22 protein-coding genes are annotated in these 25,937 nt (G+C 65.3%); 17 read left to right on the top strand and 5 right to left on the bottom strand.

What is annotated here, in order from left to right; translation table 11 throughout:
• Window positions 1-11: 11 nt before the first annotated feature.
• Entirely contained in the window at window positions 12-947 is a 936-nt protein-coding gene (locus ABGX75_RS15145; RefSeq protein ID WP_110061021.1) for a diiron oxygenase, read from the top strand.
• 31 nt (window positions 948-978) lie between these two features.
• On the opposite strand, the gene cysI is transcribed toward ABGX75_RS15145, so the two are convergent.
• Together cysI and ABGX75_RS15135 are read right to left on the bottom strand one after the other, a co-directional pair.
• The gene (gene cysI, locus ABGX75_RS15140) at window positions 979-2,706 is read right to left on the bottom strand and encodes an assimilatory sulfite reductase (NADPH) hemoprotein subunit (RefSeq protein WP_110061022.1); all 1,728 of its coding nucleotides are present in this window, start codon (window positions 2,704-2,706) and stop codon (window positions 979-981) included.
• Between the two features lie 16 nt (window positions 2,707-2,722).
• On the bottom strand, window positions 2,723-4,525 hold the full coding sequence (locus ABGX75_RS15135; RefSeq protein ID WP_347411125.1) for an assimilatory sulfite reductase (NADPH) flavoprotein subunit: 1,803 nt from the start codon (window positions 4,523-4,525) through the stop codon (window positions 2,723-2,725).
• A gap of 217 nt (window positions 4,526-4,742) precedes the next feature.
• On the opposite strand from ABGX75_RS15135, the gene ABGX75_RS15130 reads away from it, so the two are divergent.
• From ABGX75_RS15130 to ABGX75_RS15060, 15 genes are all read left to right on the top strand, one after another.
• Window positions 4,743-5,453 carry a dienelactone hydrolase family protein gene (locus ABGX75_RS15130; RefSeq protein ID WP_179152899.1) on the top strand — a complete coding sequence of 237 codons (711 nt, stop codon included), beginning with the start codon at window positions 4,743-4,745 and terminating at the stop codon, window positions 5,451-5,453.
• Window positions 5,454-5,542: 89 nt separating this feature from the next.
• Window positions 5,543-6,226 carry a glutathione S-transferase family protein gene (locus ABGX75_RS15125; protein WP_347411124.1) on the top strand — a complete coding sequence of 228 codons (684 nt, stop codon included), beginning with the start codon at window positions 5,543-5,545 and terminating at the stop codon, window positions 6,224-6,226.
• Window positions 6,227-6,614: 388 nt separating this feature from the next.
• A complete protein-coding gene (locus ABGX75_RS15120) occupies window positions 6,615-7,532 on the top strand; it encodes an iron-siderophore ABC transporter substrate-binding protein (protein WP_347411123.1) in 918 nt (305 codons plus the stop codon).
• A 47-nt stretch (window positions 7,533-7,579) separates the two neighbouring features.
• A complete protein-coding gene (locus ABGX75_RS15115; RefSeq protein WP_347411122.1) occupies window positions 7,580-8,614 on the top strand; it encodes an iron ABC transporter permease in 1,035 nt (344 codons plus the stop codon).
• Between the two features lie 49 nt (window positions 8,615-8,663).
• Window positions 8,664-9,746 (top strand): iron ABC transporter permease, encoded by a 1,083-nt coding sequence (locus ABGX75_RS15110; protein WP_258305766.1) that lies wholly within the window; start codon window positions 8,664-8,666, stop codon window positions 9,744-9,746.
• Window positions 9,743-10,615 (top strand): ABC transporter ATP-binding protein, encoded by an 873-nt coding sequence (locus ABGX75_RS15105; RefSeq protein ID WP_110061028.1) that lies wholly within the window; start codon window positions 9,743-9,745, stop codon window positions 10,613-10,615. Before ABGX75_RS15110 ends, ABGX75_RS15105 begins: the two co-directional genes overlap by 4 nt.
• Window positions 10,616-10,717: 102 nt before the next feature.
• The gene (locus tag ABGX75_RS15100) at window positions 10,718-11,338 is read left to right on the top strand and encodes a flavin reductase family protein (protein WP_011507996.1); all 621 of its coding nucleotides are present in this window, start codon (window positions 10,718-10,720) and stop codon (window positions 11,336-11,338) included.
• Window positions 11,339-11,505: 167 nt separating this feature from the next.
• The gene (locus tag ABGX75_RS15095; RefSeq protein ID WP_110061029.1) at window positions 11,506-11,772 is read left to right on the top strand and encodes a DksA/TraR family C4-type zinc finger protein; all 267 of its coding nucleotides are present in this window, start codon (window positions 11,506-11,508) and stop codon (window positions 11,770-11,772) included.
• Window positions 11,773-12,099: 327 nt separating this feature from the next.
• Entirely contained in the window at window positions 12,100-13,035 is a 936-nt protein-coding gene (locus ABGX75_RS15090; RefSeq protein WP_110061030.1) for a 4-hydroxyproline epimerase, read from the top strand.
• Window positions 13,036-13,120: 85 nt separating this feature from the next.
• The gene (locus ABGX75_RS15085; RefSeq protein WP_011507999.1) at window positions 13,121-14,068 is read left to right on the top strand and encodes a dihydrodipicolinate synthase family protein; all 948 of its coding nucleotides are present in this window, start codon (window positions 13,121-13,123) and stop codon (window positions 14,066-14,068) included.
• Between the two features lie 221 nt (window positions 14,069-14,289).
• Window positions 14,290-14,961 (top strand): GntR family transcriptional regulator, encoded by a 672-nt coding sequence (locus tag ABGX75_RS15080; protein ID WP_011508000.1) that lies wholly within the window; start codon window positions 14,290-14,292, stop codon window positions 14,959-14,961.
• Window positions 14,962-15,248: 287 nt separating this feature from the next.
• Window positions 15,249-16,571: an FAD-dependent oxidoreductase gene (locus ABGX75_RS15075; RefSeq protein ID WP_347411121.1), complete on the top strand. Its 1,323-nt coding sequence runs from the start codon at window positions 15,249-15,251 to the stop codon at window positions 16,569-16,571.
• 43 nt (window positions 16,572-16,614) lie between these two features.
• On the top strand, window positions 16,615-18,057 hold the full coding sequence (gene nhaC, locus ABGX75_RS15070) for a Na+/H+ antiporter NhaC (protein WP_011508002.1): 1,443 nt from the start codon (window positions 16,615-16,617) through the stop codon (window positions 18,055-18,057).
• A gap of 159 nt (window positions 18,058-18,216) precedes the next feature.
• Complete coding sequence (locus ABGX75_RS15065) at window positions 18,217-19,803, top strand: carbon-nitrogen hydrolase family protein (protein WP_110061032.1); 1,587 nt, start codon at window positions 18,217-18,219, stop codon at window positions 19,801-19,803.
• Between the two features lie 40 nt (window positions 19,804-19,843).
• A complete protein-coding gene (locus tag ABGX75_RS15060) occupies window positions 19,844-20,617 on the top strand; it encodes a M90 family metallopeptidase (RefSeq protein ID WP_347411120.1) in 774 nt (257 codons plus the stop codon).
• Between the two features lie 4 nt (window positions 20,618-20,621).
• On the opposite strand, the gene ABGX75_RS15055 is transcribed toward ABGX75_RS15060, so the two are convergent.
• Both ABGX75_RS15055 and ABGX75_RS15050 read right to left on the bottom strand, forming a co-directional pair.
• On the bottom strand, window positions 20,622-22,409 hold the full coding sequence (locus ABGX75_RS15055; RefSeq protein ID WP_347411119.1) for a DUF748 domain-containing protein: 1,788 nt from the start codon (window positions 22,407-22,409) through the stop codon (window positions 20,622-20,624).
• Between the two features lie 127 nt (window positions 22,410-22,536).
• Window positions 22,537-23,217 (bottom strand): haloacid dehalogenase type II, encoded by a 681-nt coding sequence (locus tag ABGX75_RS15050; RefSeq protein ID WP_035413673.1) that lies wholly within the window; start codon window positions 23,215-23,217, stop codon window positions 22,537-22,539.
• A gap of 344 nt (window positions 23,218-23,561) precedes the next feature.
• On the opposite strand from ABGX75_RS15050, the gene argC reads away from it, so the two are divergent.
• Window positions 23,562-24,512 carry an N-acetyl-gamma-glutamyl-phosphate reductase gene (gene argC / locus ABGX75_RS15045; protein ID WP_128691195.1) on the top strand — a complete coding sequence of 317 codons (951 nt, stop codon included), beginning with the start codon at window positions 23,562-23,564 and terminating at the stop codon, window positions 24,510-24,512.
• An 86-nt stretch (window positions 24,513-24,598) separates the two neighbouring features.
• Here argC and egtB read toward each other — a convergent pair whose 3' ends face one another.
• Window positions 24,599-25,918 (bottom strand): ergothioneine biosynthesis protein EgtB, encoded by a 1,320-nt coding sequence (gene egtB / locus ABGX75_RS15040; protein WP_347411118.1) that lies wholly within the window; start codon window positions 25,916-25,918, stop codon window positions 24,599-24,601.
• Window positions 25,919-25,937: the final 19 nt, after the last annotated feature.

The following is a 25,937-nucleotide window of genomic DNA, read 5'->3' as shown; positions in this document are numbered from 1 at the left end:
GACTTACTTTCATGTACACCGCCACCGACCCCTTCGCCCCGGCACGTGAAAGCGAGATTCTCGCGCGCCTCACCGACAACTGGAATCAACGCGTCACGGTGCGCAAGGCACGGCTCGACCTGAGCGATTACTACGACACCAGCGCCCCGGACTTCCCCCCATCGATGGTGCCCTTCTGGGACGATCCGCGCTTTCAGGCCATCGACGAGGCGGAGAAACGCCGCGTGCTCGCCGGCGCCTGGATCAATTACAACGAGAAGACGATCTTCGTCGAGGACAAGGTCATCAATCCGTTGTGCTCGCTGTTGATGATGGACGCCCTGCCAGGCGTCGACGATACCGTGTCCAAGAAGGCCATCGCCCAGACACAGGTCGACGAGCAGTTCCATATCCTGATGTGCCTGGAAGTCTGCGACTGCGCGCGCCGCCAGCACCAACTCCAGGACCTGCTCATTCCCACGCCCCTGCTGGGGCAACGCATGGAGGCCAGCCTCGCCAAGGCGGAGAACGAGCGCGAGTTCGCCCTGATCCGCATGGCCTACGCCACCGTGGCCGAGATGACCATCAACGTGTTCCTGAAGCGGCTCTCGCAGGACCGCAGCATTCAGCCCCTCAACCGTCTCAACACCGAACTTCACCGGCAGGATGAAGCCTCGCATGCGGCCATTTTCGGCGAAATCACCCGCGCCGTTTACGAAAGCCTGGGGGCCGGGCAGCAAGCCATATTTCGCGCTCACCTGTTGCGCGCCATCGACGACTTCGTCGAACTCGACGTGGGCTTCTGGCGGGTCATCCTCGACCACCTCGAAATTTCCGAACGTCACGGCATACTGCAAGACATGACCGCGAAAAGCCGCGCAAGCCGCTCACTTCGCGATTACGCGGCATTGGTCAAACTATTGCGGCAGATCGGCATCGACGAGGGGCCGAGCTTCATCTTTCAATAACGACATGCCCAGGGCATCGACTGAAAAGTGCCTAGGCATGGAACTCGCGACCGGCCAGCGTCGGTGCGATGATGCCGGTGCGCACCACGAAGTCGCCGAACGCTTCGCCCGGCTCGCGCTCGGCGGCGTAGCGTCGGATCAAGGGCGTGAGTTCCTCGAGAATGGTCGCTTCGTCGATGTTCTCGCGATAGAGCTTGTTGAGCCGCTCGCCGGCGAAACCGCCACCCAAGTACAGATTGTAACGCCCGATGGTCTTGCCCACGAAGCCGATCTCCGCCAGGTACGGACGCGCGCAGCCATTGGGGCAGCCCGTCATGCGCACGATGATGGCGTCGTCGGCAAGCCCTGCCTCGCGCATGATCGCGTCCAGACGATCGATCAACGACGGCAGGTAACGTTCGCTTTCGGCCATCGCCAGACCACAGGTCGGAAACGCCACGCAGGCCATGGCGTGGCGGCGCAGCGGCGTCGCCTCGACCGTCATCCGGTAGCGATCCAGCAGATCGTCGATGATCTCGCGACGCGCCTCGGGGACCTGGGTGATGATCAGGTTCTGGTTGGTGGTCAGCACGATGTCGCCGTCGTGCGCCTGGGCGATCTCGCGCATGCCCGTCATCAGCTGCGGCCCGCCGTCGCCGTCCGCCAGGCGGCCGTTCTGGACGAACAGACCGTAATGCCAGAGGCCGTCCTCGCCCTGGTACCAGCCGAGCCGATCGCCATTGTGCGTCAGCGCCAGCTCGCGCGCCGGCGACAGTGCCTCGCCCAGGCGCGCCTCGACCTCCTCGCGAAACCCGTCGACCCCCAGGGCCTCGACGGTATATTTGAGTCGCGCCTGCTTGCGATCGTGTCGATTGCCGTTGTCGCGCTGCACCAGCATGATCGCCTCCGCCACGGCCACGACGCGATCCGGCGTGCAGTAGCCGACGATGTCGGAAAGCCGCGGGAAGGTCGCAGGCTCGCCGTGCGTCATGCCCATGCCGCCCCCGATGCAGACATTGAATCCCTTGAGTTCGCCTGCCTGGACATCGGCAATGAAGCCGACATCGTGGGCGAAGACATCGACGTCGTTCTCCGGCGGAATCGCCAGGGCGACCTTGAACTTGCGCGGCAGATAATGCCGCGTGTACAGCGGCTCGACCTCGTCTTCGGCTTCCCGGGGGCCGCCCGCCACGCGTTCTTCGCCGAGGAAAATCTCGTGGTAGGCCCGGGTACGCGGCAACAGATGCGCACTGATCTCGTGCGCGAGATCGTGGACCTGGCGATGGATCGTCGAGCGATGGGGGTTGGCGGTGCAGATCACGTTGCGATTGACGTCGCCGCAGGCAGCGATGGTGTCCATCATTGCCTTGTCCAGTGCCTGCAGGTGCCCGCGCAGATTTTCCTTGAACACGCCGTGATACTGAAAGGTCTGGCGCGTGGTGATGCGCAGCGTGCCATTGGCATAACGCCTGGCGTTATCGTCCAGCGTCAGCCACTGCTCGGAGGATACGCGACCGCCCGGCAGGCGCAGGCGCACCATGAACGAGTACAACGGCTCCAGCTTGCGGTGACGGCGGTCGTCGCGCAGATCGCGGTCATCCTGCTGATAGAAACCATGGAACTTGGTGAGCTGGGTGTCAGCGTCGCTGACCGCCCCCGTGGCGCGATCCGCCAGGCTTTCTTCGAGGGTGCCGTACAAGTAGTGGCTGTCGACCTTGAGACGCTCGTTCGGATGCAGCTCGTCGAACGATACGTCGCGCAATTTGGCGATGATATCCATGTCGGTCTCCCGCATCTCAGTAGACGTCGCGCTGATAGCGCTTTTGCTGCTGCAGGTCGCGCAGGTACTCGGCAGCGGCCTCTTCATCGTGACCGCCTTGCTCGCGGATGACATCGAGCAAGGCCTGATGCACGTCCGGCGCCATGCGATCGGCATCGCCGCAGACGTAAAGGTAGGCACCGGCCTGCAACCATTCATAGAGTGTGGCGGCCTGTTCGCGCAGACGGTCCTGCACATAGACCTTGTCTTGCTGGTCGCGCGAAAACGCCACGTCGAGCCGTGTCAGCAATCCCGTCTTGCGCCACTGCAGCCACTCGGCCTGATACAGGAAGTCGCTGCGCCGTCGGCGATCGCCGAAGAACAACCAGTTGTCGCCGCTCGCGTCCCGTGCCTCGCGCTCCTGCAGGAAGGCACGAAACGGCGCCACGCCAGTACCGGGGCCGATCATCACGACCGGTGCCGAATCGTCGTCGGGCAGCTTGAAATGCTTGTTGTGGTCGATGTAAATCGGCACCTGGTCGCCGGGCTTCACGCGGTCGGCCAGATAGGTCGTGGCCACGCCGTTGCGGGCACGGCCGTGGGTCTCGTAGCGCACCACCCCCACCGTGAGGTGTACCTCGTCCGGCGCGGCGGCCTGGCTCGAGGCGATCGAGTACAAGCGTGGCGGCAGCTTGCGCAGAGCACGGATGAAGCTCTCCGCTTCCACGCCCTCGACGGGAAAGCGCTCCAGCACATCGATGATATGCCGCCCCTGCAGCCAGTCACGCAGCTCGTCACGCGATTCCTCGTCGAGCAGGCGCCGCAGCTCGGCATCGTCGCTGATCTCGGCCCACTGATTGAGGAAGGGACGCGTCAGAGTGGTAATCTCGAAATCGCGGAGCAAGGCGTCCCGCAAGCGCCGCCCCTCCTCGAGCGGCGCCTCGCCATCCAGCCGCAAGGCCGCCAGCAGCTCATCGACGTAGTCGGGGTCGTTCTGCGGCACGATGCCCACGGCATCGCCCGGCAGGTAGTCCAGCCCCGACTCCTCCAGCGAGAGCTCGACATGCAGGGTCTGCTTGTCGGAGTCCTCGGTGTTGAGCGGCTTTACCTCGAGCACTTCCGCCTGGAAGGGATGGGAACGCGAATAGGTCGCCACAGCACGCTCGGCGCTGGCAGCGCCCCCGCCATCGGTCGGCGCCGAGGCCCCCGCAAGCTCGGCGAAGGCCGCGAGGGTGGACTCGATCCACTGGCTGGCGGTGTCCTCGTAGTCGACATCGGCATCGACACGCGCGCACAAGCGCTGGGCGCCCAGGGATTCGAGCCGCGAGTCGAGTACCTTGCCGGATTCGCAGAAGTATTCGTAGCTGGCGTCCCCCAGCCCCAGCACCGCGAAATGATGATCCTCGCCCAGGCGCGGCGCCTTGCGGCCGGCCAGCAACTCGTAAAAGCCCAGGGCACCATCGGGGGGATCGCCGTCGCCTTGCGTGCTGACCACCGCCATCAGGCGTGTGGCGCGCTTGAGATCCTGCTTGCCGAAGGACGCCATATCCTTCAATTCGACCTCCAGGCCCCGCTCGCGTGCCCGAGCCGCGGCCTGCTCGGCCACGCCCTCGGCATTGCCGGTCTGACTGCCGAACAGCACGGTCAACGGTTCGCCCGGGGGCGAGGCCGACGACACGACACTCGCCTCGCTCACCGGCGCCTGCGCGTCCAGGCCGGCCAGGTAGCCCTGCAGCCACGCGCGCTGTCGGGCATCGAGGTCGGCCAGCGCCGCGTTGAGCCGATGTGCCTGATCGGCGCTGAGGGGACTGTTCGATTCGGACAGGGGTCCTTGCGACATTGGGCCTCTCATCATTGCCATGGGTGGACGTAAGACGAAGACCTCTAGGCTAGGCAAGTCCTAAAAGAATGAAAAATTCTAAAGCGCGATTTTTATATTCTCATAAGGATTAAAAGTGGTCTGGCGGCAGGTATCATTTGCCTGCGAACCACCTGGCCTCGCCGACAATGACTCTCTAGACTGGGGCCGAGTGCTTCCCTCACCTCAAGGAGACGACATGAGCGCATCGCCGGTCACCACGCAGTGGATCGACATTCCGTCGCATGACGGCCAGAGCTTCAAGGGCTATCTGGCCCTGCCACCCGCGGGCCAGGGGCCCGGTATCGTGCTGATTCAGGAAATCTTCGGCGTCAACGCCCATATCCGCAGCGTCGCCGAGCAGTACGCACAGGACGGCTACGTGGTCCTCGCCCCGGATGTCTTCTGGCGTCAGGAACCGGGCGTGGAACTCGCCTACGAAGGCGCCGACATGGACAAGGCCTTCAAGCTCGTTGGGGACATCGACTTCACGGTGGCCGTCAAGGACCTTGCCAGCACCACCCAGGCCTTGCGCCAGCGCGCCGAATGCGACGGCCAGGTCACCGCCATCGGCTACTGCATGGGCGGCATCCTCGCCTATCTCGCCGCCATCGAGTCGGGCGTCGACCGCGCGGCAAGCTTCTATCCGGGCGGCATTCACAAGCACCTGGACAAGGCGTCGCGCCTCGACGTGCCGGTGCAGTTCCATTTCGCAGGCAACGACGGGCACATCCCCGCCGAGACCGTCGACCAGGTCCGCGCCACCTTCGCCGACCGCGACGACGTCACGATCCACGTCTACGAAGGGGCCGACCACGGCTTCAACTGCTGGGCCCGCGGTGCCTACCATCGCCACGCCGCGGCGCTCTCCCACGGCCGTGCCCTGGTCTTCCTGGAAGGGCGGGACTGATCGCGGCACGCGCCCACGCCCGCGAGGTCGCGACACCGGGCCTCGCCGGCCCATGAGCGGTTACCCTCTGCGCCTACCATGGAGCTCCCATGTCATATCGACTCTTTATCGCCAACAAGAACTACTCGTCCTGGTCCATGCGCCCATGGGTGGCGCTCAAGGCGCTCGACATTCCCTTCGAAGAGGTACTGACACCGTTCGATGGCGCCGGCCCTCAGACGGCTTTCACGTCGTTTTCGCCCACCGCCAAGGTGCCATGCCTGCATGAGAACGACAGCGTGGTCTGGGACTCGCTTGCCATCATCGAGTATGTCGCCGAGGACCACCCGGACCTCTGGCCTCGGTCACGTGCGGCCCGGGCCTGGGCACGTTGCGCCACCGCCGAAATGCATTCCGGATTCCCGGCCTTGCGTGACGAATGCTCCATGAACTGTGCGTTGCGCATCGAACTGGGCACGCCGAGCGAGGGACTCCAACGGGACCTGGAGCGGCTGGAGACCCTGTGGTGCGAAGGCCTGCAACGTTTCGGCGGGCCGTGGCTCGCCGGTGAACGTTTTACGGCCGTCGATGCTTTCTTCGCTCCGGTGGCAGTGCGCGTCCAGGGCTATGACCTGCCGCTCGGAGAGACGGCACTCGCCTATGCGCAACGTCTGCTCGAGCATCCCGGCGTCGCTGAATGGGTATCGCAAGGCATAGCCGAGCCATGGGTCGACGACCCCCATGAGCAGGATTGCCGTCGCGGCCGACGCGTCCTTGCAGACCGCCGCACATAACGACCACGCTCACGCACCGCTCACCGGGCGGTGCGGCCTTCGAGACGACTCGCCGATCGACGAACGCCGTGTTTCATCATCCAGAACACCTGCGTCACCGCCTACGTCGCGTGCTTTTCTGCCTCGCCCCACCCTCGGTCTAGACAAACAAAAAACCCTTTAAAAACAATAATTAAAGAATAAATAATCATGCCAGGAATTGCCTGGTGTAACGCACGATCAAGGGGAGCAGTGTCACTCGGCGTGGCGATGCGGACCAAGAAGCAACTGACAACTCATGAGATGGCTTCTCATTTACATTTGTTCTCGTTTACTATTCCACGCGATCGAGCACAGGGTGCGTGTCTCCGGGATCGATCAGTACGGTAATCACCATCAGGAGCCTCTCATGACATCGCTACGACACCTCTGCATGGCGACGGCCGGTATCGCCGCGCTTTCCGCGACGCTTCCGGCCGACGCCAGGTCCCTGGAGACCGCCTACGGTACGGTGGAGGTCGCCGACGATCCCGCGCGTGTCGTCACGCTCTATACCAACGCGCTGGATACGTCCCTCACGGCTGGCGTGAAACCGCTGGGCGCCGTCGCCACGCGAGGCGGCGACGGCGTGGCGCGTTATTTCGGCGAGCAGGCCGATGGCATCGAGATCGTCGGCACCCCGCGCGAGACCAACATCGAAGCGGTAGCGGCGCTCGCGCCGGACGTCATCCTGGCCTCGCCGCAATTGCCCGAAGCTCAGTACGACCTGCTGTCGCGTATCGCACCGACCGTGGTGCCGGATGTCGAGCCCTACCAGATGGAGAGCTGGGAGAACGAGGCACGGGCCTACGGCAAGGCACTTGGGCGCAGCGACGCCATCGATGACGCTATCGCCGAGATCGACGCCAAGGCCGAGGCGTTGAGCGAACGCCAGAACGGCTCCCCGACCGCCAGCCTGATTCGCTGGATGCCGCAGGGCGCCATCGTGATGGCCGACAACATCTTTGCCGGCACGCTGCTCACCAAGAGCGGTTTCACGGTCGATGATGGCGGTACCGTCAAGGGGGGACGTCCGCACAGCGACCCGTTGAGTCTCGAGAACCTTTCGCGGATCGACAACGACTGGCTGTTCCTGGCCACGCTGAACGCCGAGGGTGACGAGGCCTACGAGGCGGCCAGGCAATCACCGGCCTTCGAGCGTCTCGATGTCGTCCAGCGCGACCGGGTGGTCAGCGTCGACGGCCAGCTGTGGACCAGCGCCACCGGGCCGATGGCGGCCAAGGCCATCCTCGACGATATCGCCTCCGCCATGGATACGGCCCAATGATTGCGCTCCCGGGCGCTTGAGCACTTGCTGGTAGCGATGCCTTTCTTATGCGTGTCCTGACTCATTGCCTGTCATTCGGCAAGCCTCGCTCCCTGATCCGCCTGTGGCTTGGCCTGACCGGCCTGCTGGCCGCCATCGCGCTGTCGAGCTTGCTGTACGGCGCCGGCGATATCGGCCCCGCGCGCGCCTGGCAGGCCTTGCAGCACATGGGCACCGCCAGCGGCGGCGAGGCTCGTTTCGTGCTGACCGAGCTACGCATGCCACGGCTGTGGATCGGCCTGGTGGTGGGCGCCGCCCTCGGCATCGCGGGCGCGCTGCTGCAGGCCGTGACACGCAATCCGCTGGCAGAACCCGGCTTGCTGGGCGTCAGCGCTGGAGCCGCCTTCGCCGTGACGCTGGCGATCCTGTGGGGGGCCGATACCGCCACGCTACGCGTCTCGGTCGCCCAGCTCGGCGCCCTGGGCGGGTGTCTCTGCGTGCTCGCCGCCGCGCGCCTGCAAGGCATCGGCGATGACCCCGTCCGCCTCATCCTGGCCGGCGCCATCCTGTCGGGTCTGCTGCATTCGCTGTCGTCGCTGATTCTCCTCTACGACCAGTCCACGGCGGATGAAATTCGCTTCTGGGTGGTGGGCAGCCTCGCCGGCCGCCAGCTCGACGACCTGGTACCGCTGTTTCCCAGCCTGGGCATCGCCGCATTGCTGACCGTCATGCTCGCACGCCCACTGGCGGCGCTGGCACTGGGCGAGCAAGTCGCCATCGGGCTGGGACATCACCCTCGTCTGGTGCGTCTGCTGGTGATCGTGGTCGTCGCCCTGCTGGTGGGCGGCGCCACTGCCGCCGCCGGGCCCATCGCCTTCGTGGGACTGGTGGTCCCCTTCGCCGCGCGCGCGCTGGCCGGCCCCGACATTCGGCGCACGCTATGGTTGTGCCTGCCGCTGGGCCCTATCGTCGTCGTCAGCGCGGATATCGTCTCGCGGCTCGTGGTACCGCCCTCCGAACTCCCGCTGGGCGTGCTCACGGCGCTGATCGGCGCCCCCGTGCTGATCGGCGTGGTACGTGGCCGCCGGCTGCCGACGCTATAGGCCGCACATGTCCGACGCTTCATTCACGACACCTTCCGCGGGCCACGCCATGACGTCCCCCGTCGATGCTTCGAACGCGGTGCGCCAGGACAAGTACTACCTCGCGTTGCCGCTGGGCCAGCGCCCTCCCCTGCGCGTGATCGTCGACAAGCGCAACCTGCTCGCCAACCTGCTGTTGCTGGGTCTTCTGCTGATGCTGGCAGGCGTCTCGCTGAACACCGGCAGCGCCGCCTCGTTGTCGCTGCCGGCGACGCTGCGCGCCCTGTTCGGAGAAGGCGACCCGCTCGACATCTTCGTGATCCGCGACTTGCGTCTGCCTCGGGTGGTTGCCGGCATCGCCACGGGAGGCGCCTTTGCCCTGGCCGGCTGCCTGATGCAGACCGTCGCGCGCAACCGCCTGGCCACGCCAGGGATCGTCGGCCTCGACAACGGCGCCACCGCTTTCGCCGTGGCCTCCGTGGTGGGCACCGGCATCAGCCTGGCCCCGCCGGCGATGGCCTTGACCGGCGCCGCCGTCGCCGCGGCGCTCACCTTCGGCTTGACGGGCCGCATCGGCGTGCGCGGGTATCGATTCCTGGTCGCCGGCATCGGCGTCGGTGCCGTCTTTGGCGCTCTCACCCAGCTCATGCTGACGCGCGTCTCCATCGACGCCGCCAATGCGGCCTACCCGTGGACGGTGGGCAGTCTCAACGCCCGCCCCGATCACGCGGTACTGAGCCTGTCGCTGGCCCTGCCGCCTGCCTTGCTGGCTGGCATCTGGCTGACCCGCTCGCTGACCGTGCTGCGACTTTCCGATGCCGTTGCCACCGGTCTGGGCGTCGCGACGAGTCGTTGTCGAATGATCGCTCTCGGCATCGCGGTGGTCCTGACCGGCCTGGCCGTGGCGGTGGCAGGCCCGGTGGGCATGGTGGCACTGATCGGCCCCGAGTTCGCGCGCCAGCTGAGTGCCAGGAACACCGTTCCCGTGGTCGGCGCGACCCTGGCCGGCGCCGTGGTCATGATCGCCGCCGACCTGCTCGGGCGCGTGCTGCTCGCGCCCATCGAGATCCCCGTGGGGATCGTCACCGCCCTGATCGGCAGCCCGCTGCTGCTGTGGATACTCTTGAATCCCAACGCCAGGACCGCGCCATGACACACGACATATCCGCCGGCGAGCGCGACGCTACCCGGCCCGACACGCCCTCGACCACGCCAGCGCCGGACATGACGGTACGGGATCTGTCACTGTCCTACGGCCCGGTCGCGGTGATCGAGAACCTCGACCTGCGATTGCCGCCGGGCCGGGTCACGGCGATCGTCGGCCCCAATGGCTGCGGCAAGTCGACGCTGCTGGCCGGCCTTTCGCGGCTGCTCAAGCCCCGGGACGGCACGGTGCTGCTCGATGGCGCGGACATTCAGCGCCTGCCGAGCCGCCAACTGGCCAAGCGCCTGGCGCTGCTGCCGCAACAGCCCCATGCCCCCGAGGCGCTGACCGTGGCCGAGCTGGTACGCTTCGGTCGGCACCCGCATCAGAGCTGGCTACGCCAATGGTCTCCGGAGGACAAGCGGATCGTCGACGCGGCGCTGGACATGACGGGCCTGACGCCGCTTGCCCAGCGCCCCGTGGATGCCCTCTCCGGCGGCCAGCGCCAACGCGCGTGGATCGCCATGGCCATCGCCCAGCAGACCGCAACGCTGCTGCTCGACGAGCCCACCTCGGCGCTCGACCTCGGCCATCAGGTCGAGGTCTACGAACTCATCCAGTCGCTGGCGACAGCGGGCAAGACCATCGTCATGGTCATCCACGACCTGGCGAGTGCATGCCGCTACGCCGATCATCTGATTGCCATGCATCAGGGCCGCGTCGTCGCCGAGGGGCCACCCGGCGAGACGGTCACGCCGGCGCTGGTCAAGCGGCTGTATGGCGTCGAGTGCTCGCTGATGACGGACCCCGCCACGGGCGCGCCACTGCTCACCAACGTGCGCCGCACGCGAGACGTCCTCGACGGCAGCGCGACCTAGCCGCCCTGTCACGGACGCGCATCTCTGGCTACCATCACGCCAGCGGCCCGCCCGGGTAACACGCCCGGTGCCGCACTCTTCATGATCAATCAGGAGCATGTCATGCGTGATGGGTTTCACTTCTACGAGCCCCGCCAGGGCCACGACCTGCCGCACGATCCCTTCAATGCCATCGTCGGGCCCCGCCCCATCGGCTGGATCTCTTCCCGGGACCGCGACGGCCACTTGAATCTGGCGCCCTACAGTTTCTTCAACGCCTTCAATTACACCCCGCCGATCGTGGGCTTCTCCAGCATCGGCTACAAGGACAGCGTGCGTAACATCGAGGCTACCGGCGAGTTCTGCTGGCACCTGGCGACCCGAGCACTCGCCGAGCAGATGAACGCCAGCTGCGCGGCCGTGGCCCCCGAAGTCGACGAATTCGCGCTGGCCGGCCTGACGCCGCGTTCCTCCCGGGTCGTCGGGGTCCCGCATGTCGCCGAAGCCCGCGTTACCTTCGAGTGTCGGCTGAGCCAGGTGGTGCGTCTGCAGGCCGCCGACGGGACGTCGCTCGACACCTGGCTGGTGCTCGGCGAGGTCGTCGGCGTGCATATCGACAAGCAACTGCTTCGCGACGGCGTCTACCAAACCGCCGCAGCCCACCCCATCCTGCGTGGCGGCGGTCCCGCCGACTACTTCGAGATCAGCGCCGAGCAGAACTTCAAGATGGCTCGCCCGACATGACGACATTCCCGACACCGGCGCGCGAATGCCAGCATGTGTCGCCGCCCGTGTCGTCCCAGGCTTGTTGTTCCATACTGTCAGCGTCCCCGACGTGACATGGGCGACACGACGGGGCGCAGATGGCAACATCCCCGAAACACGACCGTTGACCCTGAAGGAGGCAGACCATGGCAGGCGGATGGTCTAAAGACGGCGCCGTCCAGGAGCAGATCGACAGCACCATCGAGGACGCCCTGGAACGCGCGCGGAGCGAGCTCCCCAGCGGGGAGAGTCTCGCGTACTGCGAAGAATGCGGCGAGGCGATTCCCCAGGCGCGGCGCGAAGCGATAAAGGGCGTGCGATTGTGCATCGCATGTCAGAGCGAGCGCGACAAGCAGCGCACCACCGTGAGTGGCTACAATCGGCGCGGCAGCAAGGACAGCCAGCTGCGCTAGCCCCGTGTCTGATGCTTCTCCGTCACGCCTGAACCTGCCCGCATGATGTCCAGCGAGGCGTGACACTCCACCTCCTGGCCGGGCGCGGCCATTTCAGTCGCACCGTCTTCCCTGCCCCCGGGCGGTGGCATTCCCTCTGCTTTCCCCGTTCAAGCGGCGTCCTGCCCGCCGGTCCGGCGCTGGCTGCCGCCTGCACGCGTCCGCGCATCTTTCGACCTGTATCCCGGGCCGCCTCCTGCGGAAAGATTATCGTCGGCCATGACTTCACAAACCTCTTTGAAGATTGTATAAAATATAAAACCCAACAAGATCGAACGAAGGTGGCTCATGAAACGGGTGCACGTCATCGACTCCCACACGGCGGGAGAGCCGACGCGGCTGGTCATGGAAGGCATGCCGGCGCTTTCCGGTCGTACCATCGCCGAGAAATGCGACGACTTCCGCGACAACCACGATGCATGGCGACGGGCCATCATGCTGGAACCGCGCGGGCACGACGTGCTGGTCGGCGCGCTGTACTGCGCCCCCGAATCCAGTGATGCCAGTTGCGGGGTCATCTTCTTCAACAATAGCGGCTATCTCGGCATGTGCGGCCACGGCACCATCGGGCTGGTGGCATCACTGCATCATCTGGGGCAGTTGGCGCCGGGCTGTCACAAGATCGACACGCCGGCGGGCCTCGTCAGCGCCACGCTTCACGACGACGGCGCCGTGACCGTGCGCAATGTCCTCTCCTACCGTCATCGCCGCCGGGTCCCCGTCGAGGTGCCGGGCTACGGCACCGTACACGGCGACATCGCCTGGGGCGGCAACTGGTTCTTCCTGGTCAGCGATCACGACATGACCCTCGAACTCGACAACGTCGAGGCCCTCACCGACTACACCTGGGCCATTCGTCAGGCGCTGGAGGCGCAGTCGATCACCGGGGAAAACGGCGGCGTGATCGACCACATCGAACTCTTCTGCGACGACCGCGAGGCCGACAGCCGAAATTTCGTGCTCTGCCCCGGCAAGGCCTATGACCGCTCGCCCTGCGGCACCGGCACCAGCGCCAAGCTCGCCTGTCTCGCCGCCGATGGCAAGCTGGCGCCGGGGCAGATCTGGACACAGGCGAGCATCTGCGGCAGCCGCTTCGAGGCCTTCTACGAGCGGGAGGGCGATGGCATTCGTCCTTCGATCAAGGGGCGCGCGTATCTCAGTGCCGACGCCACACTGCTGATCGATGAGCGGGATCCCTTCGCCTGGGGAATCGCGGGCCCATGACGCCTTTCATCTCGACGCCTCAGCGCCGGTCACCACGCTGCGCTGAGGTCACTACATGCAATGGACCAACCTTCGAGGAACAACGATGAACGATGCCATCTTTACCGGCTGCATTCCCGCACTGATGACGCCATGCACCGCCGACCGCCAGCCGGATTTCGACGCTCTGGTCGCCAAGGGCCGTGAACTGATCGAGCTGGGGATGAGCGGCGTGGTGTACTGCGGCTCCATGGGCGACTGGCCGCTGCTGAGCGAAGCACAACGTCAGGAAGGTGTCGCCAGGCTGGTCGAGGCGGGCATCCCGACCATCGTCGGCACCGGAGCGGTCAATTCCCGGGAGGCCGTTTCCCATGCGGCCCATGCGGCCGAGGTCGGTGCCGCCGGGTTGATGGTCATTCCCCGCGTCCTGTCCCGGGGCACGTCCGCCACCGCACAGAAGGCCCACTTCTCGGCCATCCTGGAGGCCGCGCCCGAGCTGCCGGCGGTGATCTACAACAGCCCCTACTATGGCTTCGCCACTCGTGCTGACCTGTTCTTCGCGCTTCGCGCCCAGCATCCGAACCTGATCGGCTTCAAGGAGTTCGGTGGTGCCGATGATCTGCGCTATGCAGCGGAGCACATCACCTCACAGGACGCCGAGGTCACTCTGATGGTCGGCGTCGATACCACCGTCTATCACGGCTTCGTCAACTGCGGCGCCACCGGCGCCATCACCGGTATCGGCAATGCCTTGCCCCGCGAAGTGCTGCATCTCGTGACGCTCAGCCGGAAAGCCGCCCAGGGGGACGTGGTCGCGCGCCGTCAGGCCAAGGAGCTCGAAGAAGCGCTCGGCGTGCTGTCCTCCTTCGACGAAGGCGCCGACCTGGTGCTTTATTACAAGCATCTGATGGTCCTCAACGGCGAGCAGGAATACGCGCTGCACTTCAACGAGACCGATGCACTCAGCGACGCCCAGCGGCACTATATCGAAACCCAGTACGAGCTGTTCCGTACCTGGTACGCGAACTGGTCCGCCACCCTGGACGATGCCTGATGCACCACCCTGCCTGACACGACGCGCTGTCCAGCGGCACGCTGGCAGATCGCGCCCTGCCATACCGGGAGGTCCAAGACCTCCCGGCTCCCTTTCCCGGTGCCACGCCCCGCGTCTTCTCGGCAACCCGGGACGGCACCGGTGCCGCCCTGCCTCCATCTTGGACATTCACGACAGGTTGTATACAGTATGCGAAATCCAATCTTCGGCAGGGGCCGGCCATGGCGACTTACAAGACACGCGCGCAATTCGTCGCGGACGACCTGCGCGGACGCATACTGGGCGGTGAATTCAAGGGCGGCACCCAACTGCGCCAGGATGCCCTGGCCAGGGACTACGACGTCAGCCGCATTCCTGTCCGCGAAGCCCTGCTGACCCTGGAATCCGAAGGCCTGGTCGAGTTTCATGCCCACCGGGGCGCCTTCACCACCGAGCTTTCCGTGGCCAAGATTCGTGAACTGTTCGATCTGCGCGTACTGCTCGAGACCTACGTTCTGCGCCATGCCATCAATGGCCTCACCGACGCGGATCTGAAAAAGGCCGAAGACATCCTGCTCAAGTACGATGAAGCACTGAATTCCGGCGGCGATATCGATAACTGGAGCGAGTACAACTTCGCCTTCCACCAGGCGCTGTACGCGCCGGCAGACTTGCCTGAAACGCTGTCGCTGATCAGCCAGTTGAACACCAAGTCCGATCGCTACATTCGCATGCAACTGGTCTATACGCAGGAAATCGAGAAGGCCGAACGAGAGCACCACGGCCTGCTCGAACTGGCCCGCCAGCGCGATGCCGACAAGGCCTGCGAATTGTTGAAGACGCATATACAGGAAGCCTGCGAAGGCATCGTCGCGCTTCTGGACGAACGCGCGAAGCAGGTGGAGGCTCCCTAGCGCCGCTCCTCTCGCCGCCCCTCTCTTCGAGCACGCCCTCCCCCTCGACCTGCCAGCGATGCGCCACCGGGCGCATCGGCACTGGCGTTCCCTGCTCCCCTCGTCTCCGCCCCACGCGGTCAGACACCTGCCTGTCATCCCGTCCGAGGTCGCGTCTCTCTACTGCCGGCACCGTATTCGCGCATCGCATCACGACTTTGGTCGATGCGGTATTGAAGCTGGCATCGACATATCTTATATTTTATACAATCGACAAATACAACAGGCACCACCGCGAGGAAATCTCCATGGGCTCACAGGATCAGGCCGTCCACGACAATGCCGATCAGGCCGACGTCATCGTCGTCGGGGCCGGCGTGATCGGTATCGCCAGCGCCCTCGCGCTGAGTCGCCGAGGCTTGAACGTGATGGTGGTGGACAAGCAGGCCCCCGGCATGGGGGCTTCCTTCGGCAACGCGGGCCACATGGCCACCGAGCAGGTCTTTCCCATCGCCGATGCGTCGATCATCAAGCGCCTGCCTGGCATGCTGATGGACCCCAAGGGGCCACTGCGTCTGGACTGGCGCTATCTTCCCAAGGCGCTGCCCTGGTTCATCCGCCTGCTGTCGAATCTGCGCCCGGCGCCTTATCAGGCCAGTGTGAGTGGACTTCGCACCCTCAACGAGGCGAGCCTCGACGCCTGGCGACGGCTCCTCGACACGGTCGATGGTGCCCACCTGCTCAAGCAAGACGGCTCCTTCATGGTCTACGAGCAGGACAGCTCGTTGGCCGCGCTGCAGGCATTGCAAGCCTGCATGGCAACGCAGGGCGTGCCGGTCGAATCCTGGTCGGGCAACGCCATCCGTGATGTGGCGCCACAACTTTCCGACGCGATTCGCGGCGGCCTGTTCTTTCCTGCGACCGGCCATGTCGTCGACCCCCTCGCGCTCGTCCGGCATCTGGTGACGGCGGCCAAGTCGGCGGGCGTCACGTTCTGTCAGGACGACGTCGTCTCCGGCCACGTTCATGCCCAGGGAGTCACGCTCGAGGCGGCCGGCGCCGGGCGGCTCCACGGCCGCCAGGTGCTGGTGGCCTGTGGCGCTCACTCGGCACCGCTCACCACCCGTCTCACCGGGATACGCGTCCCGCTGGATACCGAGCGAGGCTATCACCTGATGCTGCCCGGCGAGCAGTCGCGCCTGCCCCTGGCGGTCACGTCGATGGAGCGTCGCTTCATCATGACACCGATGACGGACGGCCTGCGTCTGGCGGGCACCGTGGAATTCGCGGGACTGAAACGACCGCCCGACATGGAAAGGGCCTGGCAGCTGCATCGCTTGAGCCAGGGCCTGTTCAAGACGCCCCTCGATGCCGCCGCAGCGACCCCCTGGATGGGATTTCGTCCCTCGCTGCCCGATTCGCTGCCCGTCATCGATAGCGCGCAAGACGGCAGGGTACTGCTGGCGTTCGGGCATCACCATCTGGGGCTTACCCAGGCCGCGGTGACGGCCGAACTGGTGGCCGAGCTGGCAACGTCAGGCGCCACGGAAGCCGGCACTTCCCGGCGGCCGCCTTCTGTCCGTGACCGAGCACTTCCCGAGCTGGCGCCTTACCGGCTCGATCGCTTCTAGACGCAATCCCCTCAACTCAGACAACAAGACCGAAGGAGATCTCATGTCCTCACCTCAAGGCCCCACAAGGCTACCCGGCATGATGGAGGTGCTCGCCGTCATGGTGGGCTTCATCGCCATCATGTTCCTCAGCATCAACGTACTCGGCCTTCCCATTCAGCTTGCGCTGTTCGCCTCCTGGTTCCTGGTCATGGCACTCGGCCTCAAGCTCAAGATGGCCTATGCCGACATGCAGCGAGGCCTCATCGACGGCATCCACAATGGCATGGAGGCGGTACTGGTGCTGACCACCGTCGGTGCGCTGATCGGCACCTGGATCGCCGGCGGAATCGTGCCCAGCATCATCTATTACGGGCTGACGGTCATGAACCCGCAGATCTTCCTGTTCGCCGCGTTCGTGATCTGCGCCCTGACCTCGCTATCGACCGGTACCTCCTTCGGGACCGCGGGCACCGCCGGGGTGGCCATGATGGGCATCGGTCACAGCTTCGGCATTCCGCTTCCGCTGGTGGCCGGCGCGGTCATCTCCGGCGCTTACGTCGGCGACAAGATGTCGCCGCTGTCCGACACCACGGTGATGACCGCCTCGCTGTGCAAGGTCAACCTGATCGACCACATCCGTTCCATGATGACGGTCAGCGCGCTCGCCATTCCCATCGCCTCCATTCTGTTCCTGATTGTCGGCTTCTTCTATGTGAGCGGTGACGTGGATACCTCGCGCGCCACCGTCGCCATGCAAGCGCTCGAGGCCAACTTCACCATCAGCCCCTGGCTGCTGCTGCCGGCGGCGATCGTCATCGGGTTGCTGACGCGCCGCTACCCGGCCATTCCGGTCATCACCTTCGGCGCGGTGCTGGGCAGCATCTGTGCCTGGTGGGCACAAGGTGTCGGCCCCATCGATGCCATCCGCATCGCCTACGTGGGCAACGCCATGCAGTCCGACGTGGAGTTCCTGAATACCCTGCTCAATCGCGGCGGCATCGAGTCCATGCTCGGCGTCGTGGCGCTGATCCTGTTTGCCCTGGGGCTCGGCGGTTTGATGAGCCAGGTGGGCATCCTCAAGGCGATCAGCAATGGCTTTCTGCGCTGGGCCAACAATCCGGGCCGCTTGACGGTATCGACCATGCTGGGCGGCTTCTTCGGCAACTTCTTCGGTGGCGCGGCCTATGTCTCGCTGATTACCGCCAGCACCATCACCGAGAAGAACTATGACGATCAGGGCGTGGATCGGCGAGTGCTCTCGCGCAATGCCGAAGCCGGCGGCACCATCACCACCCCCATGGTGCCCTGGACCGACGGTGGTGTCTTCATGGCCACCACCCTCGGCGTCTCGACCATGGCCTATCTTCCCTTCCTCTGGTACCACATGCTGGTGATCGCGATCACGATCCTTTACGGCTACGCCAACATCGCCATCTGGCGGACCCAGCCCAAGGCGGATGGCCAGGATAACGCCAACCCACGGCAGAACTTCCAGGCCTCCTAGCGCGTCGCCAGGAGTGCCTGCGTCATCCGACAAGCCCTGCGTCCTGCAGGGCTTGTTCGGTTGCAAGAGACTTTCCACGACCCGGTCATTGGCTCATGGACCGCATGCACCGCGTGATACAATAGCGCCACTTTCGTATCCGCAACGCAGGACGCCGCCATGTCCCTCGATGACCTTCATCTCAATCTTCGCAACCTGACCCCCGAGGACTATCCGCAGCTCAAGACGCTGATGGACCGTGTCTATCACGATATCGGCGGCGCGTGGCCGAAGCGCACCATCGAGCGCTTGATCAGCGAGTTCCCCGACGGACAGATCGCCATCGAGGATGACGAGACCCTGGTCGGCGTGGCGCTGACCGCCCGCGTCGACTATGAGGAGTTTTCCAACCCGCACCGCTACGACGATCTGATGGACCAGCGGGAGATCATTCTCAATGCCCCCGAAGGCGACGCCATGTATGGCCTGGACGTGTTGATCGATCCGGCCTATCGCGGTTACCGGCTCGGCCGGCGCCTCTACGAGGCCCGCAAGGATCTGTGCAAGTCATTGAACATGCGGGCCATCCTCGCCGGCGGGCGGATTCCCAATTATCACCAGTACGCCAGCGAGATGTCGCCGGCCGAGTATCTGGATCAGGTTTCGCGCAAGGAGATTCACGACCCCATCCTCTCCTTCCAGCTGGCCAACGACTTCCAGGTCAAGCGGCTGCTGCGCAAGTATCTGCCGGAAGACGAAAAATCCCAGGGCTACGCGACCCTGCTCGAGTGGAACAACATCCTTTTCGAGCCTGCCGAGTCGGTACTCGACACCCGCAAGACGCAGGTACGGGTGGGCGCGGTGCAGTGGCAGATGCGCGAGTTCTCCTCGGTGGAGGCGGTCTTGCAGCAGGCCGAGTACTTCGTCGATGCGCTGTCGGACTATCAAAGCGATTTCGCGGTTTTCCCGGAGCTCTTCAACGCGCCGCTGATGGGCCTGCAGGATCGTGCCGCCCAGCAGGACCAGATCGCCGCCATCCGCTTTCTGGCCGGCTTCACCGAGCGTTTCAAGACCGAGCTGTCGCGCATGGCGGTGTCCTACAACATCAACATCGTCGCCGGCTCGATGATCGAGGAGCACGAGGACGGGCACCTCTACAACATCGCCTACCTGTTCCACCGTGACGGCAACATCGAGGCCCAGGCCAAGCTGCACATCACGCCTCAGGAGCGTCGCGACTGGATCATCGAGGGCGGCGACGACCTGCGGGTCTTCGATACCGATGCCGGGCGGATCGGCATCCTGATCTGCTACGACGTCGAGTTCCCGGAGCTCTCGCGCCTGCTCGCGGATCAGGACATGGACATCCTCTTCGTGCCGTTCTGGACCGACACCAAGAACGGCTACCTGCGGGTGCGTCACTGCGCCCAGGCGCGGGCCATCGAGAACGAGTGCTACGTGGTGCTCTGCGGTAGCGTCGGCAACGTGCCTTCCATCGAGAACATGGAGATCCAGTACGCGCAGTCCTCGGTATTCTCGCCCTCGGATTTCGCCTTCCCCCACGATGCGGTGCTGGCCGAGACCACGCCCAATACCGAGATGATCATGTTCTCGGATCTGGACCTGACCCGTCTCACGGTGGTCCGCAACGAGGGCTCGGTGACCAACTTGAAGGATCGCCGCCAGGACCTGTTCGACCTGCGCTGGCGCGACTGGTCGTGGAAATCGGGGGGCCGGCCATCCGGCTCGCGTCAGGACGATGCCTGAGTCGAGGCGCTGACGGGGAACGGCGAGAAGGAGTCCCGCGATGAAATGGTGGAACGCCTGGCGTGGCGCGCGTCACCCCTTCCCCGCCGAGGCCTGGGCCGAGGGCCTCGCGCGGGTGCCCCTGTTGCAGGCGTTGCCGGCGGAGGAGGCAAACCGCCTCGGCGAGCGCGCCTGGGCCTTTCTGCGGCGCAAGCGACTGGCGCTGTTCGACGACGAACTGTTCGATCTCCCCGCGCGCCTGGCCCTGGTCGCCCAGGCGTGCCTGATGACGCTGCACTGGTCGGAAGACGAGGCCCGCGAGGCCTTCGCCAACGTCCACGAGGTGCGCGTGCTGCCGGAGGCGTTCCGCCGCAGGGTCGAGGAGATGGACGAGGCGGGCGTGGTCCACGAATACGAGGACGAGCGCGTCGGCGAAACCTGGCATCAAGGGCCCATCGTGCTGGCGTTGTCGGACATCCAGGAAAGCGGCGGCTGGGGCGGCTTCAACGTCGTCATCCACGAGTTCGCCCACAAGCTGGACATGGGCAACTCGCTGGACGCCGACGGCTTCCCGCCCTTGCCGCGCGATATCGATGCCCGCGACTGGCACCGCGTCTTCACCGGCGTGTGGGACGACCTCCAGGCGCACCTGGCTCGCGGCGACGCGCCCCCCATCGACGACTATGCCGCCAGCCATCCCGGCGAATGCTTCGCGGTCTGCTGCGAGTACTTCTTCACCGCACCGGACATCCTCGACGCCGCCTATCCCGAGCTTTACGCACTGCTTGCCCGCTACTTCCGGCAGGACCCGCTGCAGCGCTGTCCGTCTCACTGAGCGCTCACTGGCGAGTGCGGGCGCGCTCGTAGAGCGCCGGGCCCTCTCCCTGGGCCTCGTCACCTTGATCGCTGCCATCGGCCGTGCCATTCCCGCGGTCCTCGCCGTCGGCGGCCGGGTCGGCACCGTCACCGACCACTTCGGAGAGCGTTTCCAGCGGCGACGACACCAGATTCTCGAGCGCCTCGCGGATCGCCTGGCCGGCCACGCTGCCGAAATCCACCGCGCCGGGATCGTCGAGCGGCAAGCGCATGGGGATGTCGAGTTCAATGGTGCCATCCTCGCTCTTCAGGACGCCGACCAGCGTCTTGAGCGGCAGATCGGTGGCCGAGGCATCGACCTCCTTGCCGAGCTCGAGCCGATGCAGCACGAGGTGATTCCGTGCTCGCAGCCGGCCTTGCTCGAGCCGGTAATCGAGATCCAGCGTGGCCTGGCCCCGCTCGACGGCGTAGCCACCGAACTCGCGCAGATAGGGGGCCAGAGTCTCGAGATCGAGATGCTCGAAGTGCAGGTTCAGGTTGCCGTTCAACGCATCGCCGAGCGGATCGAAGGTGCCATCGATGCGCAGCGGCGATCCCTCCGCCACCTGGCCCTCGAGCGTCAGCTGGGCGGCGCTCGCCTGCTCGGCACCGATCTGTCGCCACTCGCCATTCAACTCGGCGAAATCCAGCGCGAAGGGGCGCGGCAGATGACGGTCCGTGAAGGCCACCGCCCCACGCTCGATGGCCAGCGTGCCGATCGCGACATGCATGCCCGAGCCTCCGCCGCCCCCTGTCTGCTGCGGCGGCTGCCAAAGGTCGAGGTTGGTGTCGAGCCGCTCGTCGATCGTCACATCGAGCCAGGGGGCCTCCAGCGACACCCGCTCGGCGGTCAGTGCCGGCCGCGCGCTGGCGAACGTCAGCCCTTCCACGGCGAGGCGCTCGGCGCGAGCGACGGGCCGATCCGTGTCGGGGTCATGCATCTCGAGCCCTTCGATCCCGCCCTGACCGTTGACCTGGGTGCCGGCATCGCTGGCACGGCCTGAACGCAGTCGAATCCGGGCGTCCAAGGCGCCCGACGACGGCTCGGCGCGCACGACATGGGCCAGGTAGCCCGACAGCGCGGTCAGCGGTACCTGATCGGCGTCGAGATCGATATCCAGCGTCCATGGCGAGAAGCCCATCTCGCCCGTTCCCTTCAGCGTGCCACCACGCCAGTCCGCCTGACCTTGCAGGGCAAAGGGACGATCATCGCTGTTGTCATAATGCCGTGCCTCGAGATCGAGGTTTTTCAGGCTCAGCGTCAGCGGCGCGTCGGGACGCCGGTTGATCCAGTCCAGCCGACCGTCGCTGACCGTGAGCCGATCGATGCGCAGCGGTGCCGAACCGCCTCCTCCACCGCCGTCGCCGAATAGCCGAGCCAGGTTCCACTCGCCCCCGGCGCGCCAGATGAGTTGCAGACGCGGCGCCGTCAGATCCACCCGTTCGAAGCGCCAGCCGGCGTCGAACAACGAGTGCCAGTCGAGGGTCGCCACCACCCGCCGGCTCGCGAACACCGGCGTGTCGGCCTGACCGGCGATACGCAGTCCGTCGAGCGTCACCTGGTGGCGCCACGGGGTGAGGGTGACGTCATCGATGGTGACCTGACGGCCGCTGCGCTCGGTCAGCATCTGGCTGAGGCGATGGTCGATATATGCCGGTAGCGCCCACCACCAGGCGACCAGCAAGAGCACCACCCCCGCCAGTACACTCAGTCCCCAGCCAAGGCGGCGCTTGTGCGCCGGTCGTGCCGTACTGCGATGGGAATGCGGCATGTCGTTTCCCGTTTCGTCGGATCATGGATGAAGACGCATCCGGACAGTAGAAAACGCCCGCTGACCAGGCATGTCATGGCATGCCTGGCAGGGGCGTTTCCGACCTGGCGGCGCGTCGTGTCGCGCGTTACTGCAACAGTCGATCGGCGAGCTCGTCGAGGTCGCTCACCGTCATGTCGGGCTCGTCACCCCAGGGATCGAAGGGGGCCTCGGCACTGCGCCGAATCCAGGCGGCATGCAGGCCGGCATACTTGGCACCTATGATATCGAAGGGGTTGCTGGACACCAGCCAGGTGTCGGCGGCTCGAGATTCGGTGCGCTGGCGCAGATAGGCATAGACCGCCGGATCGGGCTTGAAGCGCTTGATGTCGTCGACACTGACCACGGCGTCGAAGCGTGCCTTGATGCCCGCTTGCGACAGCAGCCCGGAGACCGCCTCGTCGGTGCCATTGGAAAACGCCACGCAACGCACCCCGGCGTTGGCGAAACGCGCCAGCCCGGCGTCCACATCGGGAAATGCGGGCAGGCGCGTATAGAGATCCAGCAAGTGTTCCTTGGCGACATCGGACAGGCGGCCACCGAGCGCACGGTCGGTGAATTCAAGGGCCTCGCGGGTGCAGTCCGAAAACCGCGCATAGGCCCCCATCAGGGAGCGACGAAACGCATATTCGAGTTGCTTGTCGCGCCAGCGTTGCGAGAAGACGTGCGCCTTTTCGGCATCGCCCAGCTCCGTGGTCAATGCTTCCACCACACCATGGGTGTCGATCAAGGTGCCGTAGACGTCGAAAGCCAATACACGCTTGTTCATGTGTCGTCCTTATCACGCTGCCCAAGGGAATGCTGAAGAAATCGGCGAGCAGGATGAAGCACAAGGCGCCCGAAGCACAGAAGACGAGACATGACTTGGCAGTGGACGAGTCTTCGAGCATCGCGCGACGCAGTGATTCGCCTGCGTGGCCATGGATGCAGTGTTTCCCTGAGTGGATGGCGGGAAACCCCAAGCCCTTTCAGACTGGTCGTTTTTGCGAGTCACGACAAGCGGATTGCGGGCCGAGACATGACAGCGCGAGCCCAGCGCCGCACAATAGGCGGTGACAGGCCGACGGTCGCCGTCGGCACGCACGATTCCGGTCAACGAGGCAACGCATCCCCATGGCATTCAAGGTATATGTAGACGGTCAGGAAGGCACCACAGGACTGCGGCTGCTCGATTATCTCGCCGCACGCGACGATATCGAGCTGCTGCGCATCGACGCCGACAAGCGCAAGGACGCCGCCGAGCGCGCACGCCTTCTCAACGCCGCCGACGTGGCCTTTTTGTGCCTGCCGGACGCTGCCTCGCGCGAGGCCGTGGCCCTGCTGGACAACCCGGCGACCTGCCTGATCGACGCCAGCACCGCCTTTCGCACCGACCCCGATTGGGCCTACGGCCTGCCCGAGCTGTCACCGGGGCAGCGCGATGCCATCCGCGCCACCAAGCGCATCGCCAACCCGGGCTGTCACGCCAGCGCCTTCGTCATGCTCACGCGGCCCCTGGTCGAGGCCGGCCTGCTGCCCGCCGCGACACCGCTGACAGCATATTCGATCACCGGCTACAGCGGTGGCGGAAAGCAACTGATCGCCGCCTACGAAGCCGGCCAGGACGACGCACGCCTGGCCGCGCCGCGCCCTTATGCCATGGGCCTTGCCCACAAGCACCTGCCGGAGATGCGCGTGCACGGCGGCCTCGACCAGGCGCCGGTCTTCACCCCCATCGTCGGCCCCTTCCTCAAGGGCCTGTCGGTGACGATTCCCCTGCATGTCTCGCAATTGCCGGCAGGCACCACCGCCGCGGCACTGCACGAGGCCTATGTCGCGCACTATGCCGACGAGCCCTTCGTGCGCGTGATGCCGCTGGATGACATGGCCAACCTGGATGGCGGTTTCTTCGAGGTCCAGGGCTGCAACGATACCAACCGCGTCGACCTGTTCGTGTTCGGCAATGCCGAGCAGATCGCGCTCGTCGCCCGGCTCGACAACCTGGGCAAGGGCGCTGCCGGCGCTGCGGTGCAGAGCATGAACGTGCACTTGGGCCTGGACGAGACCACCGGCCTCTCGGCGTGAGCGCCGGGGCTCGCTCCATGATCGACATGCCCTTCGTAAAAGCCGCTTGCCGTTAGCGAGCAGTGTGGCCAGGGTCCCGGCGCTAATCAGAGGCTCTCCTTGGCAAGACGGAAACCGGAAAACGCCCAACGCGCATGTGGCGGGAAGAAGTTGCGATAGGTGGCACGAATGTGATCGGCCGGCGTCGCGCAGCAGCCACCCCGCAACACCATCTGGCCGGACATGAACTTGCCGTTGTATTCCCCCAGGCTGCCCGGCAACTTGCGAAACCCCGGATAGGGGCGATAGGCGCTGCCGGTCCACTCCCAGACATCGCCGAACATCTGGCTCGGCGCGCCGGTGGTCGCGGCGGCAGCTACCGGCTGCAGATGGTCCTGCTCGACGAAGTTTCCCTGCCCGACGCTGCCCCGAATGGCGGCATCATGGGCCACCGTCTCCCACTCGGCCTCGGTGGGCAGGCGGGCGCCGGCCCACTGTGCATAGGCATCGGCCTCGAAGAAGCTGACATGGCAGACCGGCGCGTTCATGTCGACCGGTACCAGGCCGCCCAGGGTGTAGTGATGCCAGACGCCGTCGCGCTCGACCCAGTAGAGCGGCGCCTGCCAGCCTTCTGCCTTGACCGTCGCCCAACCATCCGATAGCCAGTAGTCAGGTGTGTCGTACCCTCCCGCCTGCATGAACGCGAGAAACTCGCCATTGGTCACCGGACGCTCGGCGATCTGGAAAGCCTCGACGAACTGGCGGTGGCGCCCCATCTCGTTGTCATAGGCGAACCCCTCCTCGGTGTCGTCATGGCCGATGCAGCGAACGCCGGCCGGGTAGGCATGCCAGCCGAGCGCAGCCACGTCATGCTCAGGGGACGACGCCAGGTCGTCCCGGTAGACCGGGCACAAGGGGTTCTGGGCCAGGATGTGCTTGATATCCATCAGCAGCAGCTCCTGATGCTGCTGTTCGTGCGGCAGGCCCAGCTCGAGACGCCGGAGAATCTCCTGGAGATGTTCCTGCGGTGGATCGCTGAGCAGCGCTTCCATGGCCCGGTCGACGTGAGCGCGATAGCGATAGACATCGTCCACGGTCGGCCGCGAGATCATGCCGCGCTCGGGCCGGGGGAACGGCGTGCCGTGGGTCACGTAATAGGAATTGAAGAGATGATCGTACGCGGGATCGAGGGGCTGGTAGGCGGAATGAAACGGTTTCAGGATGAAGGCTTCGAAGAACCAGCTGACATGGGCGATGTGCCATTTCGGCGGGCTGACGTCCGGCATGCTCTGCACCATGTAGTCTTCCTTGTGCAGAGGCGCGCAGATGGCCTCGGTGGCGGCACGGATCCGCTGGTACGTGCGCAGCCATTCCTTGGTATGCAGGTTGTCCGGCGTTTCGATCGTCGAATCTTTAGCGGGTGACATGAACGACTCCTTTCTCAGT

This window comes from Chromohalobacter sp., from assembly GCF_039830575.1.
GTDB lineage: Bacteria > Pseudomonadota > Gammaproteobacteria > Pseudomonadales > Halomonadaceae > Chromohalobacter > Chromohalobacter israelensis.
The sequence above is the reverse complement of the archived record's forward strand: the minus strand, read 5'-3'. Positions and strand labels throughout refer to the sequence as shown.

What these genes read in the sequence shown, in the direction of transcription:
- ABGX75_RS15145 (WP_110061021.1), top strand. Translation starts at nt 12, where the DNA reads ATGTACACCGCCACCGACCCCTTCGCCCCGGCACGTGAAAGCGAGATT.
- cysI (WP_110061022.1), bottom strand. Translation starts at nt 2,706, where the DNA reads ATGGATATCATCGCCAAATTGCGCGACGTATCGTTCGACGAGCTGCAT.
- ABGX75_RS15135 (WP_347411125.1), bottom strand. Translation starts at nt 4,525, where the DNA reads ATGTCGCAAGGACCCCTGTCCGAATCGAACAGTCCCCTCAGCGCCGAT.
- ABGX75_RS15130 (WP_179152899.1), top strand. Translation starts at nt 4,743, where the DNA reads ATGAGCGCATCGCCGGTCACCACGCAGTGGATCGACATTCCGTCGCAT.
- ABGX75_RS15125 (WP_347411124.1), top strand. Translation starts at nt 5,543, where the DNA reads ATGTCATATCGACTCTTTATCGCCAACAAGAACTACTCGTCCTGGTCC.
- ABGX75_RS15120 (WP_347411123.1), top strand. Translation starts at nt 6,615, where the DNA reads ATGACATCGCTACGACACCTCTGCATGGCGACGGCCGGTATCGCCGCG.
- ABGX75_RS15115 (WP_347411122.1), top strand. Translation starts at nt 7,580, where the DNA reads ATGCGTGTCCTGACTCATTGCCTGTCATTCGGCAAGCCTCGCTCCCTG.
- ABGX75_RS15110 (WP_258305766.1), top strand. Translation starts at nt 8,664, where the DNA reads ATGACGTCCCCCGTCGATGCTTCGAACGCGGTGCGCCAGGACAAGTAC.
- ABGX75_RS15105 (WP_110061028.1), top strand. Translation starts at nt 9,743, where the DNA reads ATGACACACGACATATCCGCCGGCGAGCGCGACGCTACCCGGCCCGAC.
- ABGX75_RS15100 (WP_011507996.1), top strand. Translation starts at nt 10,718, where the DNA reads ATGCGTGATGGGTTTCACTTCTACGAGCCCCGCCAGGGCCACGACCTG.
- ABGX75_RS15095 (WP_110061029.1), top strand. Translation starts at nt 11,506, where the DNA reads ATGGCAGGCGGATGGTCTAAAGACGGCGCCGTCCAGGAGCAGATCGAC.
- ABGX75_RS15090 (WP_110061030.1), top strand. Translation starts at nt 12,100, where the DNA reads ATGAAACGGGTGCACGTCATCGACTCCCACACGGCGGGAGAGCCGACG.
- ABGX75_RS15085 (WP_011507999.1), top strand. Translation starts at nt 13,121, where the DNA reads ATGAACGATGCCATCTTTACCGGCTGCATTCCCGCACTGATGACGCCA.
- ABGX75_RS15080 (WP_011508000.1), top strand. Translation starts at nt 14,290, where the DNA reads ATGGCGACTTACAAGACACGCGCGCAATTCGTCGCGGACGACCTGCGC.
- ABGX75_RS15075 (WP_347411121.1), top strand. Translation starts at nt 15,249, where the DNA reads ATGGGCTCACAGGATCAGGCCGTCCACGACAATGCCGATCAGGCCGAC.
- nhaC (WP_011508002.1), top strand. Translation starts at nt 16,615, where the DNA reads ATGTCCTCACCTCAAGGCCCCACAAGGCTACCCGGCATGATGGAGGTG.
- ABGX75_RS15065 (WP_110061032.1), top strand. Translation starts at nt 18,217, where the DNA reads ATGTCCCTCGATGACCTTCATCTCAATCTTCGCAACCTGACCCCCGAG.
- ABGX75_RS15060 (WP_347411120.1), top strand. Translation starts at nt 19,844, where the DNA reads ATGAAATGGTGGAACGCCTGGCGTGGCGCGCGTCACCCCTTCCCCGCC.
- ABGX75_RS15055 (WP_347411119.1), bottom strand. Translation starts at nt 22,409, where the DNA reads ATGCCGCATTCCCATCGCAGTACGGCACGACCGGCGCACAAGCGCCGC.
- ABGX75_RS15050 (WP_035413673.1), bottom strand. Translation starts at nt 23,217, where the DNA reads ATGAACAAGCGTGTATTGGCTTTCGACGTCTACGGCACCTTGATCGAC.
- argC (WP_128691195.1), top strand. Translation starts at nt 23,562, where the DNA reads ATGGCATTCAAGGTATATGTAGACGGTCAGGAAGGCACCACAGGACTG.
- egtB (WP_347411118.1), bottom strand. Translation starts at nt 25,918, where the DNA reads ATGTCACCCGCTAAAGATTCGACGATCGAAACGCCGGACAACCTGCAT.